Source organism: Thalassospira sp. MCCC 1A01428 (assembly GCF_002115825.1).
Classification (GTDB): domain Bacteria; phylum Pseudomonadota; class Alphaproteobacteria; order Rhodospirillales; family Thalassospiraceae; genus Thalassospira.
The window spans coordinates 23854-43970 of the sequence record NZ_JFJZ01000024.1 but is presented as its reverse complement, the minus strand read 5'-3'; the positions used below and the strand labels follow the sequence as shown (position 1 = coordinate 43970).

Below are 20117 nucleotides of genomic sequence, written 5' to 3'. Positions count from 1 at the left end.
AACCATTCAAAGGTCTTACTGCCGTTTAATGAAAACCACCATGAAACACGCACTGGCATCCTGACATCCCCTGACAGCAGAGATTGCGGCAAAATAGAAAGAGCACAAAACCGCCCCGGTTATTCCTGCATGTTGAAGGCCACAAACAATAACAGGCAGACGCAAAACGCCTGCCTGAAATTAACAAGTCATTATCGAAAACAGTCTATCCGGCGACAGTTTCAAGCTGTCCCTGACGTACTTTAGACCGGGCACTTGCCACATGCCCCCGCACAGATCGCAAATCGTTGCGGGGCTTTTGCACAATCACCCCGCGCCAACCCAGCCCCTCATAAGTTTCGTAACCCGGCGTCAGGGCAAAGGCAACGATACTGCCATCTTCCAACAAATAGGAATCCTTGTCGTTCTCGCCCACCTGCAACATAAAACGTTCGTTACGGTTCGACATACCATCAGACGCGGCTATAACATTGTAATTGCGGTCAACAATCATGACCCGGGTTCGCGGGGCCTCTTCCTCGGCAAAGCTGATTGAATTTACCACGGAATCAGCCTGCACCTCCCAATCAAAGAAAATACCCATTGCGCCGATGATTTCCCCGTCCGCTTCACCTTCTGCCCGAACGGCAGTTGCATACGTTGCTGTTGCCTTGCCACCCAGATGCTGGTTTCGTTCAATATCAGCGACAGAATATTCGGTGCCGTCATGAGTCGCCATCGCCTGACGAAACCACGACTCATTGCTTACATTCAAACCCTTGACCCGATATTTGTCAGGCCGGCCATTGGCAATCACATTGCCATTTTTATCGGCCACCCACAAATCAAGATAAACAGTGTAACTATCAAGAATAACGCCTAACCGTTTGGATGCCCAGGCACTTGCCTTGGCATCGTCAGGGTCTGCACAGCCATCAACAACGGCACTATCCGTTGCCCACCAGCGCACATCGCAAGAACGTTCATAAAGATTACGGTCAATAAGTTCGATGACATAAAGCGCCAGATCCGAGAGACGTGCCCCTCGGACCATTTGCGCTGTACTCCGCAAGTCACGCGCCTCGGTTGCAAAAAGGTTTTGCAGTTCATTGGCAATGGATGTGACCTGTTGTGAAATGCTGTTTACTTCATTTGCCACCACAGCAAAGCCACGTCCGGCCTCCCCGGCCCGCGACGCTTCTATCAACGCGTTCAAGGCGAGAATTTTTGCCGCTTTGGTAACATTTTGTATTTCGTTGACCTTGGCTGTTGTCAGTTCTGACATTTTTGTAGCCGCATTCAAAATTCGCTCAGGCATGTTATCCCCCATTTTTATTGAAGTTCCTGATGAGAGAATGCTGGGCTGCCAAACCTGTTCGCACACGCAATATTTTTGTCATACAAATTAAAACGGTAATATTATTTCTATATTTTTCAATGACTTATACAGTTGTTTCAAATATCGAAAGAACTTTTTCCTAAACGTCACAAATGAAACACCAAAAATACGTAATACCAATTATTCATCAACACTATACTTAAGTGAATAGAAATAGGATCTTACATATAGATATACATCTACATTTTAATTTTTCACCCAACCTAATTTTAACACTCAAGATAGTGTTGTTAACAGAGTCGTCGCGGCATTTTTCCGTCCAAAATAGAATTTCATGCCGTATTTTTCATATTTTTAGAATTCCCTGCCAAATTGCCCTATACAACCGCTGAAAATGCAACAATCAGCATAAATTGCCGCACGGCCTCTTGGCACAAGGACGCCCCGACGAGGTATTATTCTATTTTATCGGCCAGATAGAAAATTTATGAAATTTTGTCACGACAGGCGGGGCTCCCCGCCCCTGCCCATACCAAAAGGGGCAGGATGAAATACACATCATCCTGCCCCGCACGATCCGATCACAAAATGAAACAACAGTCCCGGTTTTACAAAAAACCGTAATGTGTAAGGCCATCCCACAGCAGCTTAAGGCCCGTCATAAAAAGCAGCGCATAACAAACCCGATAAAAAAGCTGTTCGTTAATTTTGTCGTGCGCCCAAAGGCCAATCCATGTTCCCAAAATCGCAACCGGGGCCAAGACCACTGCGGTTTCAAGGTTTGATCCGTTAAACTGGCCCAACAACCAGTATGGAACCAGCTTGACGTAATTGACCACAATGAAAAACATTACGGTGGTACCAACGAAAACCGTTTTATCAAGCCGTTGTGGCAATAGAAAAACAGATATTGGCGGCCCGCCCGCATGAGCAACAAAACTGGTGAAACCGGAAATGGTGCCCCAGAACGTTCCCGGCAGCCATTTCGCTGATGTTGGCTGATCAACCGCTGACTTGCGCCGCAACCAGCGATCCATCGTAAAACCGATCGCAATCACCGCGATCAGCATTTTAACGGCCGCCTCGCTTAGATAGTTAAACGACAAGGCGCCAACCAATATACCGATCAACGCCGCAGGCACCAAAATCAGCATATTCCGCCGATCCCAGTTTTTACGATATGCCCAAACATTGGCCAGATCCATCAGGCACAATATCGGCAGCATGATTGCCGCAGCATCCTGTGGTGAAACAGCCAGAGCAATTAACGGTACGGAAATAATTCCCAAACCGCCACCAAACCCGCTTTTTGAAACGCCAGCGATTAACACCGCCGGGATCGACACCAAATAAAAAAACGGGTCGCTAATGATTTCCATGAGATATCCGTAACATATTCACTGGGTATTTAGGCCTTTCTGAGCATAACCAATCGTAAGACTGCATTCGATAAAGCCTGAGCCAATCGCGACACAACATGACTATGCAATGCAATCCAGCCAAACCATTACGCTGCGAGTGCAGCTCGCTGAAAATGGTGCATTTGCAAGCATCATTCTCGATTTAATTACCTGAAAACCGGGACCCTAACCATTATTTTTCCAGTAAGCGAGGCATCAGTTCAACGAAATTGCAGGGCCGATGGCGAAAATCAAGCTGATAGACCAGAATATCGTCCCAAGCATCCTTACAGGCCCCATTCGACCCCGGCAACGCAAACATATATGTCCCGGCAGAAACCCCGGCCACGGCCCGCGACTGAACGGTTGATGTGCCGATTTTTGCATAGGAAAGCCAACGAAACAGCTCCCCAAACCCGGTAATTTCCTTTTCATAAACAGCAAGATGGGCCTCTGTTGTTACGTCGCGCCCTGTAACACCGGTGCCCCCGGTTGAAATGATAACGTCAATATTCGGCTCATTGCACCACTCACGGAACTGCGCCACCAGCTGGTCAAATTCGTCGGGTAAAATTTTGCGCTCAACAATTGTGTGACCGGCACTTTCTGCCCGGCGCACCAGGATATCACCGGATGTATCCGTCTCCATATTGCGCGTATCGCTAACCGTTAATATGGCGATATTTACCGCCTTGAACGGCAGGGAAGTATCAATCTTTCCGGGCATTTCCTGTTCTCCGAAATGTATTTTACGGGCAACAGATTACTGCCCTTCGCCGGGCTTGCAAGCGATACATCGGAAAACTTTTTGTCGGGAATTTATCGCCGATACCAGCCCAAATGGATGCTGCGCCACACCAATGTGCCGGTTGTAACATCCATGCCACCGAGACAGTAATGCATCTCGCACCCTAGCCATGCAAAAATAGCTACATATATTATATTTTTCATCGCCTTATTTGCATAACCTGAAAAATCACATTAGATATATGTAATGCTGATTCGATAAACAACGGCATTGCAACGCCAGTTTTCTTGCCGTGCAACATATTTCGACGTAAAAAGCGGTAGGGTGATACCGAATTACCAACCGTATTCTCAAACCTTGGCATCCCCTTAATTCATAATAATGCTGACGCAGGAAACAGAGGTATCGACGATGACGGACATTCTTTGGCAACCCGGCCCGGAGCGCATTAAAAACGCCAACGTCACGCGCTTTCGCGAATGGATCAACGGGCGCAACGATGTGCAGTTGGAAAATTTCGTCGAGCTGTATGACTGGTCTGTCCGCGAGATGGAAAAATTCTGGCCCGAGCTGATTGAATATGCTGGCTTGAAAGCACAAAGCTGGGGCGATGTCGTTCTGGAAAATCCGAATAAAATGCCAGGTGCGGCCTTTTTCCCCGATGCCAGGCTGAACTTTGCTCAAAACCTGCTGCGACGCGATGATCAAACCGATGCCCTGGTTTTCTGGGGTGAGGACAAAGTGAAAACCCGTCTGTCATGGTGTGATCTTAACATTGCCGTCTCTCGTTTCTCGCAAGCCTTGCGCGCGCAGGGTATCAAGAAAGGTGACCGGGTTTGTGGCTATATGCCCAATATGTGCGAAACGGTCATTGCCATGCTTGCAACCGCCGCAATCGGGGCAACGTGGTCTTCCGCCTCGCCCGATTTTGGCGTTCAGGGCGTTGAAGACCGGTTCGGGCAAATCGAACCCAAAGTCATGATTACGGTCGATGGCTATTATTATAATGGTAAAAGCCACGATATTCGCGAAAAGGTGAAGGATGTTGTCGATCGCATCCCAAGCCTGGAAGCAGTGGTTATTGTGACCTATGCCTTTGATGGTGAAAACACCACAGGCATTCGCAATGCAATTTCCTATGCAGAATTTACCGGACGTTACGACGCCGAAAAAATCGAATTCGAGCAAGTAGAATTCAACCACCCGCTTTATGTAATGTTTTCGTCAGGAACAACAGGCAAGCCAAAATGCATTGTTCATGGTACTGGCGGCACACTTCTCAAGCAGGTATCTGAACATCTGATGCATTGTGACGTGGTGCCTGGCGACCGAGTATTTTATTTCACCACTTGCGGCTGGATGATGTGGAACTGGCTGATGGGCGGGCTTGCCGCCGAAGCCACCCTGCTTTTGTATGACGGATCGCCGTTTTATCCCAGCGGTAACATTCTGTTTGATTATGCCGATGCGGAACGCATGACCCTGTTTGGCACATCAGCCAAATATATTGATGCATTGGCAAAAGCCGAACTTAAACCGGCACAGACCCACGACCTGTCAACTGTTCGCGCCATGACCTCAACGGGGTCGCCCCTGGCCCCCGAAAGCTTTGACTATGTTTACAACAACATCAAACAGGACATTCATCTGGCATCCATTTCCGGTGGCACAGATATCCTTGGCTGTTTTGTTTTAGCCTGCCCGGTGTTACCCGTGCGTCGCGGTGTTATTCAAACCCGCGCCCTGGGCGTTGCTGTTAATGTGTATGATGACAATGCCAAGCCTGTTTTAAACGAAAAAGGCGAGCTTGTTTGTACCGCACCCTTTCCATCCATGCCGGTTGGTTTCTGGAATGACCCCGATGGCCAGCGATATCACGACGCCTATTTTGACCGTTTCCCCAATATCTGGTGCCACGGCGATTATGTCGAACTTGATGATACCGGCGGCATGATCATTTATGGTCGGTCTGACGCAACCCTTAATCCGGGCGGTGTGCGTATTGGCACCGCCGAAATCTATCGCCAGGTAGAGCTATTACCGGAAATTCAGGAATCAATCGTTATTGGCCAGGAATGGGATAACGACGTGCGCGTGGTCCTGTTTGTTGTTCTTAAACCAGGAGTAGTGCTTGACGATACCTTGTCTGATCGCATTCGCAAGCAAATCCGGAGCAACTGCACACCGCGCCATGTGCCAGCCAAAATCGTAGCCGTCGATGATATCCCCCGAACAAAATCGGGAAAAATTACTGAACTTGCAGTGCGGGATATCGTTCATGGACGCAAGGTAAAGAATCAGGAGGCACTTGCCAATCCCGAGGCACTGGATCTTTATGCCGATCTGGATATCTTGAAAAACTAATTCTTGCAACGCAACAAAACCAGTCTTTCGCCCCGGTATTCCGACAGGAATCCGGGGCATATTTTTTGCTAAATCCTTGTGATCAGCGCTCCCGCCAGAGCAATTATGCAAGCGGGTAACAAATGCTCCGATTCCGCATTGCAATGTCGGTTATTTTTTAATCAGAACGATTTTTTGCCATTTTTTTACACACAAATACATGATCAGAAAAAAAATGGCGCGAAAATGGCACGGCAACCTGTCCAAAAAGGCAGGAATACAATCTGTTGATATAAAAGAGTTTTCTATACGTTTGCATCAGATTTGCGATTTTCAAAGCTAATAAGATTACCCAAACGTTCCATTTTCATGCCGAAAATTGCCCTTCATTTTGAAGCGAAAATATTTTTCATACTTGACACATACGGCCCTAAAATTCCTTAATTTGGCTGTCCTCAACAAAAGGACAGAACAGATATGCTGTTTTGGCATGTCTGGGGTGGCATAGAAGTTACCAAAGCCATTAAGAATGCTTTGCTAATGAGGGAGCTAATAAATGAAAATGAAAACGATCCTGGCCGCTGGCGCAATGTCTGTTGCTGCCATCGCCGCAAACAACGCCCATGCAGGCGCGGTGCTTGATGGCATCAAGGCCAAAGGTTTCGTTCAGTGTGGGGTAAACACTGGGGTGCCGGGTTTCTCGGCTGCAAATGCAGAAGGCAAATGGGAAGGCATTGATGTTGACGTCTGCCGCGCAATTTCTGCGGCAGTGCTCGGTGATGCAAATAAAGTACAATATACGCCGATGACTGCTGCCCAGCGTTTTACTGCTTTGCAATCTGGCGAAATTGATATTCTGTCACGCAACACCACAGCAACCCTGACCCGCGATGCAAAGCTAGGCCTGACCTTTGTCGGTATCAACTACTACGACGGACAAGGTTTTATGGTCCCAAAAGCACTAGGTGTAAAAAACGTAAGCGAACTTGATGGCGCGACCATCTGCGTAGAGCCGGGCACCACGACAGAACTAAACATGGCGGATTACTTCCGCGCCAAAGGCATGAGCTTCCAGCCTGTCGTCATCGAAAACATCAACGAAACCACTGCCGCTTTCTTTGCTGGTCGTTGCGATGTTTACACCACCGATGCTTCGGGTCTCGCATCTGTTCGTCAGACCATGGCTCCGAACCCGGATGACTATGTGATTCTGCCGGAAATCATCTCCAAAGAACCCTTGGGACCGTCGGTAGCGCAAGGTGATGATCAATGGGCTGATGTTGCGCGCTGGGCTATGTTTGCCATGCTGGAAGCGGAAGAATATGGCGTTACCAGTGAAAATGTTGATGAAATGAAAAAAAGCGAAAGCCCCGCCATCCAGCGTTTGCTGGGTGTGTCGCCTGGCATGGGAGAAGCTTTAGGGCTAGACGAAGAATGGGCCTATCGCATCATCAAACAAGTCGGCAACTACGGCGAGAGTTTTAAAGTTAATGTTACCGACAAACTTGGTCTAGAGCGCGGAATCAATGCGTTATGGACCAACGGTGGTCTGCAGTATGCTTGGCCAGTCCGCTAAGCGTTAGAGACGGCTATTAAATCGCCTTTAAAGCTCCGCCCCAATGCCTGATCGCATGGGCGGAGCTTTTCGTTAGGCACCTAAAATTGGATACAATCTACACCTGAGGGTCAAATGAGTAAGACTCAAAATACTCCGGGGGGTGTTCGTTCCAAAACCGTCGCTGATTACCTGAATGACGAAAATATTCGCGCCATAATTTATCAAATCGTCGCGATTGGCCTCGTCGTATTAGCGGGCTGGTACCTGGTTTCCAACACACTGGCAAACCTGGAACGGCAAAACATCTCAACCGGTTATGGCTTCCTTAATCTGGAAGCATCGTTCGGGATCAGCGAAAGCATGATCGACTACACGCCGCAAAGCAATTATGCAACGGCGCTGATGGTCGGCTTTCTCAACACCGTCAAGGTGGCATTTCTCGGCATTATCTTATGCACCATCATTGGCACGATCTTTGGTGTTGCACGCCTTTCCTCGAACTGGATCGTTCGTAAACTTGCGACCGTCTATGTCGAGACATTCCGGAACATTCCGGTCCTGTTGCAGCTTTTTTTCTGGTATGCGATTATTCCCGGTGCTTTCCCGGCCGCACGGAATGCTTTCCAGCCCCTACCCGATGTCCTGCTAACAAACCGCGGGATGTATATCCCAGTCCCTGTCGCCGACAATGCCTACGACTTTATGGGTATTGCCGCAATCATCGCGTTCATTGTCATCTATTTCGTCAAGAAATGGGCGTCAAAACGTCTTGATGCCACGGGGCAGCCCTTCCCCATTGTCTGGGCTAGCCTGGGCATTTTCTTTGGTCTTGCTCTGCTTGCCTATCTGGTTGGCGGCGCACCAACCGCCATGGATATTCCCGCATTAAAGGGCTTTAACATCCAAGGCGGCTATAATATTTCGCCCGAATTTATGTCGGTGCTAATCGGGTTGACAATTTACACATCAACCTATGTTGCTGAAGTTGTCCGTTCCGGCATTCAGGCGGTTCCAAACGGCCAATGGGAAGCAGCCGAAAGCCTCGGACTTAAACGGTCTATAGCATTGCGGAAAATTATTTTGCCGCAATCGATGCGCGTTGCCATTCCGCCGCTGACCAACCAGTATCTGAACCTGACCAAAAATAGCTCTCTTGCTGTTGCAGTTGGCTATCCCGATCTGGTGTCAATTTCGAATACCACCATGAACCAGACAGGCCAGGCGATCGAGGCAATATCGATTTATATGGCAGTTTATCTGGGCCTTAGCCTGATCACGTCACTGTTCATGAACTGGTTTAACAAGAAAATGGCATTGGTGGAGAGGTAAGATGGCAAACAGTCTCAAACTACCACCGGGCCCGGTTGGTACCGTCGGCCAACGTTCTGTTACCTGGGTTCGCAAGAACCTGTTTAACAGCTGGTTCAATTCACTTTTGACATTGCTTTCTATTGCCTTTGTTCTGTGGATCGTGCCACCGATCATTGAATGGGCCTTTGTCAATTCCACACTCACCCCAAGCATTGATGCATGTCGTGCGGTTACGGGTGCCTGCTGGGGTTTCATTAACGCGAACCTGCGCCTGATCCTGTTCGGCGTTTATCCCTACGACGAACAATGGCGTCCGCTTCTGGCCATGATCGTTCTGTTTGGTGTAATTATCGCCAGCCTTGCAGGCGTTAAATATCCGCGCATGCAGAAACTGATCATTCCGATGTGGGTGGTTGGCATTCCCGTGATTGCTATTTTGATGTGGGGCGGCATGCTTGGCCTCACCTACGTTCAAAACAGCTCATGGGGTGGTTTGCCACTGACCTTGATCCTGTCGACAATCGGTATTGTCTTTGCCTTTCCGCTTGGCCTGCTGCTGGCCCTTGGCCGTCAGTCGAACATGCCGGCAATCAAGACCCTGTCGGTGGTTTATATCGAAGTCATTCGTGGTGTGCCGCTAATTACGGTGTTGTTCATGGCATCTGTCATGTTCCCGCTGTTTTTGCCCGATGGCGTTTCAATAGACAAGCTTCTGCGTGCCCAGATCGGCATTATCCTGTTTACTGCGGCCTATTTGGCCGAAGTATTCCGGGGTGGCTTGCAAGCCGTTCCACGCGGCCAGTTTGAAGCCGGTGATTCGCTTGGCCTTTCCTATTGGCAGTCCATGCGACTGATCATTCTGCCGCAAGCATTGCGGTTGGTGATCCCGCCAACGGTCAACAGCTTCATCTCGATGCTAAAAGACACGACACTGGTTGTCATTATCGGCCTGTTCGATCTTTTGGGAGCAGTGAAACTGGCTCTGCGCAGTGACCCTGCCTGGACCCGCTACTATGTCGAAGGTTACGTTTTCGCTGCCGCGATCTTCTTCCTGATCTGTTACTCGATGGGCCGCTATTCCGCATATCTTGAAAAAGAACTGCGCAAGGGCGAGCGCCGGTGAGGAGAGAGGAAAAACAAAATGACTGCTACTGAAACCATGAATAAAGTTGCTCCGCCGCCGTCCGATGAAGATGTGATCACCATCAACAAGGCGAACAAGTGGTATGGCAACTTTCACGTTCTAAAGGATGTGGACCTTACAGTTCGCAAAGGTGAACGTATTGTCATCTGCGGACCTTCGGGTTCGGGAAAATCCACCCTGATCCGCTGCCTGAATCGGCTTGAAGCCTATCAGACGGGAGAAATCACGGTGGATGGCATTTTGCTGGGTGATGATGTGAAGAACATCGAAGCCGTGCGCCGCGAGGTTTGCATGGTGTTCCAGCATTTCAACCTGTTCCCGCACATGACGGTACTGGAAAACCTGACACTGGCACCGATCTGGGTTCGCAAGACCCCGAAGAAAGAAGCCATTGAACTTGCCATGCACTATCTGCAACGTGTTCGCATCGCCGAACAGGCCCATAAATTCCCGGGCCAGCTTTCAGGTGGTCAACAACAGCGTGTTGCCATTGCCCGCTCATTATGCATGCAGCCTAAAATCATGCTGTTTGACGAGCCGACATCGGCACTTGACCCGGAAATGGTCAAGGAAGTGCTGGACGTGATGGTTGAGCTGGCAAAAGAAGGCATGACCATGTTGTGCGTGACGCATGAAATGGGCTTTGCCAAAGAAGTTGCCGACCGTGTCGTGTTTATGGATGCTGGCGAGATTGTTGAAATGGGCGAACCCCATGACTTTTTTGATAATCCCAAAAGCGACCGCACCAAACTGTTCTTAAGCCAAATCCTGTCGCACTAATCGACAAATTTGGTCTGAACACGCAAACGGCCCCGAAATTTTCGGGGCCGTTTCGCATTTCACACATTTCATCCTTGCACCCGGCCCACCAAGCAGCGACTATCGGCAATCCTTGTATTCCGATAACATTGATTGCCCCATGACATTCCCCAGCGATAACGACGAAAATTCAAAATCAAATGGTCCGGCCTTTTTGCAACTGGAAAAAGTCGGTAAAAAATTCGGCTCCCATACTGTGCTGGATAATGTCAGTCTTTCCCTTGACCGGGGGCAGACAATGGCAATCATCGGGCCGTCGGCGGCCGGTAAAAGTGTACTGCTAAAATGCCTTGCGGGTATTTATCCCGTTGATCAAGGTAACATTCTGATCAACGGTCAGGATATTTCTGAAAAACAACCCGCTGACCAGGGCCACTGGACCGATAAAATTGGCATGTTGTTTCAACAAAATGCCCTGTTTGACAGCCTGCCCATCTGGCAAAATGTGTGTTTCCAGCTTATCGAAAACGGAACCCTTAAACGCAAAGATGCGCGTGACAAAGCCGTTGATCTGCTAGGTTTGGTTGGCCTTGACCCGGACAGCAGCAAATTGCGCCCGTCCGATTTGTCTGGCGGGATGCAAAAGCGCGTTGGCATTGCCCGTGCCATTGCCAATGACCCCGAAATTCTGTTGCTCGACAATCCGACAGCAGGACTGGACCCGGTATTGTCCAATCATATTGAAAACATGATTGAAACCATCGCCAAAAAGCGGATGACAACGGTTATTACCGTAACCAATGACATGGAAATTGCACGTAATCGCTATGATTACCTTACCATGATGCATGAAGGTCGTGTTTACTGGTCCGGCTCGCGCAACCAAGTTGAAACAGCCCAAAACCCGCATCTGACACAAATGCTTAGCGGATCATCTCAGGGGCCGATTGCCATGCGAACCCAAAATAGAGGTCAACATCTGGTCGCATGATGACAGTGAAATTAACGTAACACCGGGCATCTTGCTACAATAACCTCCCTGCCCGCCTGGCGCGCAGGAGAGGCTTTTAGCATCTGAATTTCGTCATGCGGAAAGATTGTTAATCAGCGCAATAAACTGACAAATCGGCTTGCTCCAGAATACTGTCCCACGCCTTTCCTGGCGCAATATCGGTAAACAGGGCATCGACTTCGGATAAATGCCCAAGGCGCACCATCGCCCGGCGACCAAATTTCGATATATCTGTACATAAAAACGTTTGCCGGGAATTGGAGATAATTGCCCGGGCAACCCGCACTTCACGATAGTCAAAATCCATCAGGCTACCATCTTCATCAACGCCTGAAATGCCGATGATGGCATAATCCACCTTGAATTGGCTGATAAAGTCGATGGTTGCCTCGCCAATAATGCCAAAATCGCGCTGCCGCACCACCCCCCCGGCAATGATCACCTCAAACCCGGGATTTGCGGCGCAAATTTCGGCAACATGAAGATTATTGGTAATAATTTTCAAGTTTTTATGATCAGACAGGGCACGGGCGACTTCTTCTGTTGTCGTGCCGATATTGATAAATAAAGAGGCCCCTTCGGGGATATGCTGGGCCACCAGACGGGCAATTTTTCGTTTGGCATCCAGGTTCAAGACCTGACGGTCAGTATAGGCGGTGTTTTCCGTGGTAGACTGACTGGCCGCCCCGCCATGATAGCGTGCAATCAGGCCCTCTTCGGCCATTTCATTAATATCACGCCGGATTGTTTGCGGGGTAACATCGAAATGCGTCGCCAGGGCATCAATTGTCATAAAGCCGCTTGCGGCAACTTTTTCCAGAATTTCGCGGCGACGCCTGTCTAATTTACCCATTTTTGCTCCGATCCGGCGAATTTGATTTTATAAGGGGTTGTTGTCTTTCGCAGGTTCTAAAATGCGGGGATCGGACAAAAGATGCAAGACCATTGCCCAAAATCAAAATACAACCGGCACCAGCACGATGGCCAATATCACCAGCAAAACCAGTGCGCAAATATTCAATAGCAACCCGGCCCGCACCATATCGTCTATTTTTAAATAACCACTGCCAAAAACGATGGCGTTGGGGGGTGTCGCAACCGGCAACATAAACGCACAACTTGCCGCCAGTGTCACCGGCACGACCATAATCATGGGATCAATCCCCTCGCCGATCGCATAAGTCGCCAGCAAGGGCATAAAGGTTGCCGCTGTCGCCGTGTTGGAGGTTAAATGGCTAACCAGAATGATAACGGTGGCAATCAGACATATTTGCAACATCAATGGCATTTCGGGCATTGCCTGCATGTTCAACGCAATAACCCTGGCGAGGCCGGTATCGCTAATCAGGGCACCAAGAGACAACCCGCCCCCTACCAGTAACAATATCCCCCATGGCAATCGCAATGTTGCCTTCCAGTCCAGCACATACAGGTTTTGCCGCGCACGTACTGGCAGAGCAAACAAGCAAATGGCGGCAAAAACCGCAATCGCGGCATCGCTCAATGCAATGTGCGGAAAAATCTGGCTGATTATCGGGCGGAATAACCACAACAATGCCGTTGCCACAAATACAATAGCAACACGCTTTTCGCCCCCGCCCATCGGCCCCAACCGGGCAATCCGTTCCTTCAATGCTATTTCAACAGAATCAGGCAAATGATCACTTAACGGATAAATAACCCGACATAACAAATACCAGCAAATCACCAGCAAGATTGTGGCAAAGGGCACGCCGACCAGCATCCATTGGCCAAACCCGATTGTGATGCCGTAATTTTGCGCCATATACCCGGCCAGCAAGGCATTGGGCGGGGTGCCAATAAGGGTACCCACCCCGCCGATCCCGGCCCCATAGGCAATGGCAAGCAGCAAGCAGCGCGCAAGATTATGTGTAGCCGGGCTTAACCCGTCTTCAGGCAGAGGGGCATCAGCATTTTCGTCTGTTTTTACCGGCATGTCTGACGGGCCACCCGGTTCGGTTCTGTCCTGATTTTGGCTGCGATCAAAATTGCTGAAAAGCGTAATCAGCGAAACAGCCACCGGTAACATCATGGTTGCTGTAGCGGTATTGCTGACCCACATCGACAAGAATGCGGTTGCCGCCATAAACCCGGCCACCAATGCTGAAGGATGAAACCCGACCTTGCTAATGATCATAAGGGCAATCCGCAAATGTAAATTCCATCTTTCCATCGCCAAGGCAATGACAAAACCGCCAAAAAACATAAAGATCAGCGGGTTGGCGTAATTGGTACTGATATCGGCCGTGGTCCCAATGCCCAGAACCGCGCCAAGAGCCAACGGCAACAGGGCTGTTGCCGCCAATGGAATGGCCTCGCTGAGCCACCATATTGCCATCAAACTGGCAAGACCTGCGGTATGCCATGCAGCAACCGGTACATCACCAGGTGGCGAAAACACCAGAAAACCGGCAAAAACCAATGGCCCCGCCACCAACCCGATAATACGCCGCACGCTGCCCGGCCGCCGGGGTGATGCCGGGTTTGCCGCAGTGCCTGAAATCGGCAAACGATCGATTAATGGAAAACGGATCATTGCCGCCCCTTCGCACACATTTATTAAAACGGCAAATACCGTTGGCAATGTTTAGCGGAGGGGCCGTTTCTGGCAATTGAAACCGCGCCAGTGGTTGAATGGTTCTAAAAATCAGGGGTATCGGGCATATGTGCCGCTGTCAGTAAATCAGAGGCGGCGTGGGTTTCTTCTCGGATAAAATCGGCCAGCAATCGAATCCGTGCGACGTTGATCATGTCGCTATGGCAAACCATCCAGTAATCTCGCATGATTTTAACCGTTGCAGGCAAAACCGGTATCAGATCATCAAAATCAACGGCCATAAAATAGGGTAAAATACATAATCCAAAACCGGCCCGCGTGGCCTTTAGCTGGGCAAAAACGCTGGAACTTTGATATCCCGCGCGCAACCCCGGCAGCAGTTCCCCCAGATAGTTCAGCTCCTGGGTAAAAATCATGTCTTCGATGTACCCGACAAAAGGATGTTCCGCCAGTTGCACGCGATCCGTGATGGGAGGATGCCCGGCCAGATATTGTTTTGATCCATAAACATATAATGCGTAGCTGGAGATTTTTTCGCGATGATAGGACCCGGTTTTAGGCGTGTTGAGCGCCACCGAAATATCGGCTTCGCGCCTGGAAAGTGAAACAATCTGCTGAATATTGACCATTTCAATCGCCAGACTGGGGTGGCGTTTGGCAAAAAACGGCAATTTTTCACCAATAAAAAAATTACCAAAACCCTCCGGCACACTAAAGCGCACAACACCGCTTAGGGCAAAAGACCCGGTGCCCACCTCGCCCAGCAATTTATCGGCTTCCTGGGCCATCATTTCGGTCGGCCCCATTAAACGTGCACCTAACGGGGTTAAAACATATCCACGCGGGTTCCGTTCAAAAAGTTTGGCCCCCAAACGTTGTTCCAGCCGGTCAATGCGCCGGGCAACGGTGACATGACTGGTGCGTAATCGCCGTGCCGCAGCAGAGAGTTGCCCCTCACGTGCAACAGCCAAAAAATACTGTAAATCATCCCACGAAAAATTGTTCATCCAGCCTTCTGTTCATTTTTGTACAGATAATGTCCAAAATTATATATTTGTTGACGTTTTCGTCAATGTTAGCGTTCATATCGAACAACAAAACAATAACGTCACTTGCCGCAAGGTCAGAGCAGGTGAACACTATCAGGGCATCGATATAAATTCCGGTGCGTTACAAAAACAAACAAGTACACGGCACAGTGTACGCCTATCCGTCACCTGTCCCGCCGCTGTCGTATGACCAGTGGTCAAAACAGTTTTCGGGAAACAGGAACGTCACCCGTTCTTCACCATGAAGGACGGTAACAACATGGTTCAGTTAGGGAGGAACCTCAGATGAAGAAACTCGCGATGGCATCCGTTGCCGTCATGGCGGCCGCTGCTGCATTTCCGGCTTATGCGGCCGGTGTTTCCGACGATATCGTTAAAATTGGTATTCTAAACGACCAGTCCGGCGTGTATGCAGATTTCGGCGGCAAATGGTCTTATGAAGCAGCGAAAATGGCTGTTGAAGATTTCGGCGGCACGGTTCTGGATAAAAAAATCGAAGTCATCACGGCAGACCATCAGAACAAGCCTGATGTAGCAGCCAACATTGCCCGTCAGTGGTATGACGAAGACAAGGTTGACGCCATCATGGAACTGACCACATCGTCAGTTGCGCTGGCTGTTCAGGGTATTTCCAAGGAAAAGAAAAAGATCGACATCGTTACCGGCGCGGCAACAACCGCCCTCACCGGTGATCAATGCTCGCCTTACGGTTTCCATTGGGCCTATGACACCCATGCACTGGCAGTTGGTACCGGTGGGGCGCTGGTCGAAAACGGTGGCGATACCTGGTACTTCCTGACCGCCGATTACGCCTTTGGCTATTCACTGGAAGAACAAACCTCGAAATTTGTCACCGACAATGGCGGCAAGGTTCTGGGTTCGGTTCGTCATCCGCTTTCCAGCACCGACTTTTCATCCTTCCTGCTTCAGGCACAGGCATCAGGTGCCAAGGTCATCGGCCTTGCTGATGCAGGCCTTGATACCGCCAATGCCATCAAACAGGCATCGGAATTTGGCATTGTTCAGGGCGGTCAACGCCTTGCGGCCTTGTTATTTACCCTCTCCGAAGTTCATGGTCTGGGTGCCGAAGCTGCACAGGGCCTGTCGCTGACCGAAGGGTTCTACTGGGATCGCAACGACGAATCACGTAAATTTGGCGAACGCTTCCATGACCGTACCGGTCGCATGCCCAACATGATTCAGGCTGGGACCTATTCGGCCGTATTGCAGTACCTTAAAGCTGTCAAGGAAGTCGGTACCGACGAAACCGAAGCCGTTTCAAAGGCTCTGCATGAAATGCCGGTCAATGACGTCTTTGCCCATAACGGTAAAGTCGGCGCCAATGGCCGCATGATTTACGACATGTATCTGATGGAAGTCAAAAAGCCGTCCGAAATGAAGGGCGACTGGGACTATTACAACGTTCTTGCCACCGTTCCGGGCGACAAGGCGTTTATCAAACCATCCGAAAGCGGCTGCGCGCTGGCGCAGTAAAAACATGATGGCAACCGGAGAACGTCTAAATCCCGGTATGTCGCAAAACGCGAACGAGGCACGAGTGGTTCTCTCCGCTCGTGACCTTCGTCGCGATTTTGGTGGCTTTACCGCGGTCAACAATGTCAACCTTGATGTCGAACACGCCAAGGTGCATGCGCTGATCGGCCCGAATGGCGCAGGCAAAACCACTGTTTTCAACCTGTTAACAAAATTTCTTCAACCCACCAGTGGTAAAATCACATTGCTGGGGCAAGATATTACCAAAACCGCACCGGCCCGTGTGGCCCGTATGGGGCTGGTACGATCATTTCAAATTTCCGCCGTTTTCCCGCATTTGACCGTTCTGGAAAATGTCCGTGTCGCCCTGCAACGGCCGAGCGGACTGGCGGTTCAGTTTTGGCGATCGATGAACACCCTGGATCGGTTAAATGACCGGGCCGTTGAACTTTTGACATCAGTCGGGTTGGAAAAAGACATCGATAGCTATGCTGCAGATTTGTCTTATGGCCGAAAACGCGTGCTGGAAATTGCAACCACCCTGTCGCTGGACCCCAAGGTACTGCTGCTAGACGAACCTATGGCTGGCATGGGTCAGGAAGATGTGGGCCGTGTCGCCGAAATCATCCGCGAAGTTGCACGAACCCGTGCCGTTCTGATGGTGGAACATAACCTTAAGGTCGTGGCTGATCTGTGCGACCACATCACGGTTCTTCAGCGCGGCGAAATTCTGGCCGAGGGCAATTATGACACCGTCAGCAACGACGAACGCGTAAGAGTTGCCTATATGGGGACAGACGATGAGTGACAAGGAAATCCTTCTGTCCGTCAGGGATTTGAATGCCTGGTATGACGAAAGCCATGTTTTGCACGGCGTTAACCTTAATGTCCGGCGCGGTGAAACCGTTACCATTCTGGGGCGCAACGGGGTTGGAAAAACCACCACATTGCGTTCCATCGTCGGCATCTTGCGCAAACGCACCGGCGAAATCGAATTTAACGGCCATAACCTGATGCGCCTGCCCCTGCATAAAACCGCCAAAACCGGCCTTGGTTTTGTGCCCGAGGAACGGGGTATTTTTTCAACTTTAAGCGTTGAAGAAAATCTGATGTTGCCGCCAAAAATTTCCAATAGCGGCATGAGCATCGAGGAAATATACGACCTGTTTCCCAATCTTTATGAACGTAAAACCAGTTCGGGCACCAAACTTTCGGGCGGTGAGCAACAAATGCTGGCGATGGCCCGTATGTTGCGCATTGGTGTGGATATGCTGCTACTTGACGAACCGACAGAGGGCCTGGCACCGGTAATTGTGCAGCGCATTGGCGAAGTTTTGCAGACCCTGAAACAGCGTGGCATGACCATTTTGCTGATTGAGCAGAATTTCAGGTTCGCCAGCAAAATCGCCGACAGGTTTTACCTGATGGAACATGGCCTGGTTTCCGCCGGATTTGATGCGAATGAACTGCCCGACCGCATGGATATGCTGCACGAGGTTCTAGGAGTTTAAACGCCGTGATCATGATATTTGGAATTCCCATTCAGGCGTTTCTGGGACAATTGCTGATCGGGCTTATCAATGGCTCGTTCTATGCAATGCTCAGCCTTGGCCTGGCAATTATTTTTGGCTTGCTGCGCGTCATCAATTTTGCGCATGGGGCGCAATATATGATGGGTGCCTTTGCGGGCATGTTGTTGCTTACCTGGCTTGGCGTAAATTACTGGTTTGCGCTTATTCTGGCTCCGGTTGTGGTTGGCATTACCGGGATTATCGTTGAACGTTTTGCCCTGCGCCGCCTCTATAATCTGGACCATCTTTATGGTCTGCTATTTACCTTTGGTCTGGCGTTGGTGGTCGAAGGAACGTTTCGTTATTTTTACGGGTCATCCGGGCAACCCTATGCCACCCCAAAATTACTGAGTGGTGGGGTAAACCTTGGTTTCATGTATTTGCCAATCTATCGTGGCTGGGTCGTCGTTGCATCGCTGATCGTATGCATTGGCACATGGCTGCTGATCGAAAAAACCCGGCTGGGTGCCTATCTGCGTGCGGCAACAGAAAACCCGATACTGGTGCAATCCTTTGGCATCAATGTGCCACTTTTGCTGACTCTGACATACGGTCTTGGCTCGGGCCTTGCCGCATTGGCCGGCATTATGGCCGCCCCGATTTATCAGGTCAGCCCGCTTATGGGGTCCAATCTGATCATTGTGGTTTTTGCCATTGTTGTGGTTGGCGGCATGGGATCCATCATGGGGGCCATTGTTACGGGCTATGCCCTTGGCATCATTGAGGGCCTCACCAAGGTCTTTTACCCCGAAGCCTCGAATATCGTGATCTTTGTCATCATGGCACTGGTTCTTCTGGTCCGGCCTGCCGGTCTTTTTGGTCGGGATGCGTGATATGAAAACATCTTCCATGACATCCACTGCAACCACCAGCACCGCTACCCGTATCCAGTTGCTATTGCTGGGAATCGCCCTTTTAGGGTTGATCATTGCCCCCTTCACTTTCTACCCGATTTTCCTGATGAAGGTTCTGTGCTTTGCCTTGTTTGCCTGCGCATTCAACCTGCTGCTGGGCTATACCGGCCTTTTATCATTCGGCCATGCCGCATTTTTTGGTGGCGCTTCCTATTTTACTGCCTACGCGGTCAAAGAATGGGGCGTCCCACCGGAAATTGGCATTTTAATCGGGGTTATCGGCGCAGCTTTCCTTGGGTTAATAATGGGCATTTTTGCCATTCGTCGCCAGGGCATTTACTTTGCCATGGTCACACTTGCACTGGCGCAAATGTTTTATTTCTTTTGCCTGCAGGCCGAATTTACCCACGGTGAAGACGGACTGCAAGGTGTGCCGCGCGGTCATTTATTTGGCTTTATCGACCTGAACCAGCCGTTGAACATGTATTTCTTTGTGCTGGGAATTTTCGTCATTGGTATTTTTGCCATCTGGCGCATCGTGCATTCTCCCTTTGGCATGATCCTGAAATCGATCCGTGAAAACGAAGACCGGGCCATTTCGCTTGGCTATTCGGTTAGCCGATACAAACTGGGTGCTTTTGTCATGTCGGCAGCCCTCGCCGGTTTGGCGGGCGGCACCAAGACACTGGTGTTCCAGTTTGCCACCCTGACCGACGTTGCATGGCAAATGTCTGGCGAGGTTATTCTGATGACCCTTCTGGGCGGCATTGGCACGATTTTTGGCCCCATCTTTGGTGCCGGATTTGTCGTGACACTGCAAAACTACCTGGCAGCATCGGCTTTTCCGGTAACCGTTCTCACCGGGTTGATCTTTATGATCTGCGTTCTGGTGTTTCGTCGCGGCATTATTGGCGAATTTAATGCATCACGTTTGGGTGTCCGTCTTGGTTTACGGACAAAGCAGTAAGGTCGCCGCCT

The 20117-nt window shown here is 50.0% G+C and carries 17 protein-coding genes; 11 read left to right on the top strand and 6 right to left on the bottom strand.

Annotation, left to right across the window (positions count from 1 at the left end):
• Window positions 1-205: 205 nt before the first annotated feature.
• The 3 genes from THS27_RS16925 to moaB all read right to left on the bottom strand — a co-directional run bounded on the left by THS27_RS16925 (window position 206) and on the right by moaB (window position 3445).
• The gene (locus THS27_RS16925; protein WP_305791117.1) at window positions 206-1264 is read right to left on the bottom strand and encodes a methyl-accepting chemotaxis protein; all 1059 of its coding nucleotides are present in this window, start codon (window positions 1262-1264) and stop codon (window positions 206-208) included.
• 662 nt (window positions 1265-1926) lie between these two features.
• Complete coding sequence (locus THS27_RS16920) at window positions 1927-2697, bottom strand: sulfite exporter TauE/SafE family protein (RefSeq protein ID WP_085592972.1); 771 nt, start codon at window positions 2695-2697, stop codon at window positions 1927-1929.
• A gap of 214 nt (window positions 2698-2911) precedes the next feature.
• A complete protein-coding gene (moaB, locus tag THS27_RS16915; protein ID WP_085592970.1) occupies window positions 2912-3445 on the bottom strand; it encodes a molybdenum cofactor biosynthesis protein B in 534 nt (177 codons plus the stop codon).
• A gap of 432 nt (window positions 3446-3877) precedes the next feature.
• Between moaB and THS27_RS16910 the strand changes: the two genes are divergently transcribed.
• The 6 genes from THS27_RS16910 to THS27_RS16885 all read left to right on the top strand — a co-directional run bounded on the left by THS27_RS16910 (window position 3878) and on the right by THS27_RS16885 (window position 11572).
• Window positions 3878-5830, top strand: coding sequence for an acetoacetate--CoA ligase (locus THS27_RS16910; RefSeq protein WP_085592968.1), 1953 nt, complete (start codon window positions 3878-3880; stop codon window positions 5828-5830).
• Window positions 5831-6365: 535 nt separating this feature from the next.
• Entirely contained in the window at window positions 6366-7385 is a 1020-nt protein-coding gene (locus tag THS27_RS16905; RefSeq protein WP_085592966.1) for an amino acid ABC transporter substrate-binding protein, read from the top strand.
• Window positions 7386-7499: 114 nt separating this feature from the next.
• Window positions 7500-8696 (top strand): amino acid ABC transporter permease, encoded by a 1197-nt coding sequence (locus THS27_RS16900; protein ID WP_085592964.1) that lies wholly within the window; start codon window positions 7500-7502, stop codon window positions 8694-8696.
• A gap of 1 nt (window position 8697) precedes the next feature.
• On the top strand, window positions 8698-9801 hold the full coding sequence (locus tag THS27_RS16895; protein WP_085592962.1) for an amino acid ABC transporter permease: 1104 nt from the start codon (window positions 8698-8700) through the stop codon (window positions 9799-9801).
• Between the two features lie 36 nt (window positions 9802-9837).
• On the top strand, window positions 9838-10602 hold the full coding sequence (locus THS27_RS16890) for an amino acid ABC transporter ATP-binding protein (protein WP_168184925.1): 765 nt from the start codon (window positions 9838-9840) through the stop codon (window positions 10600-10602).
• 139 nt (window positions 10603-10741) lie between these two features.
• A complete protein-coding gene (locus THS27_RS16885; RefSeq protein ID WP_085592958.1) occupies window positions 10742-11572 on the top strand; it encodes an ABC transporter ATP-binding protein in 831 nt (276 codons plus the stop codon).
• Between the two features lie 109 nt (window positions 11573-11681).
• Here THS27_RS16885 and THS27_RS16880 read toward each other — a convergent pair whose 3' ends face one another.
• The 3 genes from THS27_RS16880 to THS27_RS16870 form a co-directional block, all read right to left on the bottom strand.
• Complete coding sequence (locus THS27_RS16880) at window positions 11682-12446, bottom strand: DeoR/GlpR family DNA-binding transcription regulator (protein ID WP_085592956.1); 765 nt, start codon at window positions 12444-12446, stop codon at window positions 11682-11684.
• 102 nt (window positions 12447-12548) lie between these two features.
• On the bottom strand, window positions 12549-14150 hold the full coding sequence (locus tag THS27_RS16875) for a DASS family sodium-coupled anion symporter (protein ID WP_085592954.1): 1602 nt from the start codon (window positions 14148-14150) through the stop codon (window positions 12549-12551).
• Between the two features lie 104 nt (window positions 14151-14254).
• Complete coding sequence (locus tag THS27_RS16870; protein ID WP_085592952.1) at window positions 14255-15178, bottom strand: LysR family transcriptional regulator; 924 nt, start codon at window positions 15176-15178, stop codon at window positions 14255-14257.
• Between the two features lie 327 nt (window positions 15179-15505).
• On the opposite strand from THS27_RS16870, the gene THS27_RS16865 reads away from it, so the two are divergent.
• From THS27_RS16865 to THS27_RS16845, 5 genes are read left to right on the top strand one after another with little or no spacing between them, the layout of a single operon-like run.
• Window positions 15506-16714 carry an ABC transporter substrate-binding protein gene (locus THS27_RS16865; RefSeq protein WP_085592950.1) on the top strand — a complete coding sequence of 403 codons (1209 nt, stop codon included), beginning with the start codon at window positions 15506-15508 and terminating at the stop codon, window positions 16712-16714.
• Between the two features lie 7 nt (window positions 16715-16721).
• Window positions 16722-17522, top strand: a complete 801-nt coding sequence (locus tag THS27_RS16860; RefSeq protein WP_246833003.1) for an ABC transporter ATP-binding protein — start codon at window positions 16722-16724, stop codon at window positions 17520-17522.
• A complete protein-coding gene (locus THS27_RS16855; RefSeq protein ID WP_085592946.1) occupies window positions 17515-18225 on the top strand; it encodes an ABC transporter ATP-binding protein in 711 nt (236 codons plus the stop codon). Before THS27_RS16860 ends, THS27_RS16855 begins: the two co-directional genes overlap by 8 nt.
• A gap of 8 nt (window positions 18226-18233) precedes the next feature.
• Window positions 18234-19118: a branched-chain amino acid ABC transporter permease gene (locus tag THS27_RS16850; protein ID WP_210402930.1), complete on the top strand. Its 885-nt coding sequence runs from the start codon at window positions 18234-18236 to the stop codon at window positions 19116-19118.
• 1 nt (window position 19119) lies between these two features.
• Window positions 19120-20106: a branched-chain amino acid ABC transporter permease gene (locus tag THS27_RS16845; protein ID WP_210402929.1), complete on the top strand. Its 987-nt coding sequence runs from the start codon at window positions 19120-19122 to the stop codon at window positions 20104-20106.
• Window positions 20107-20117 lie beyond the last annotated feature (11 nt).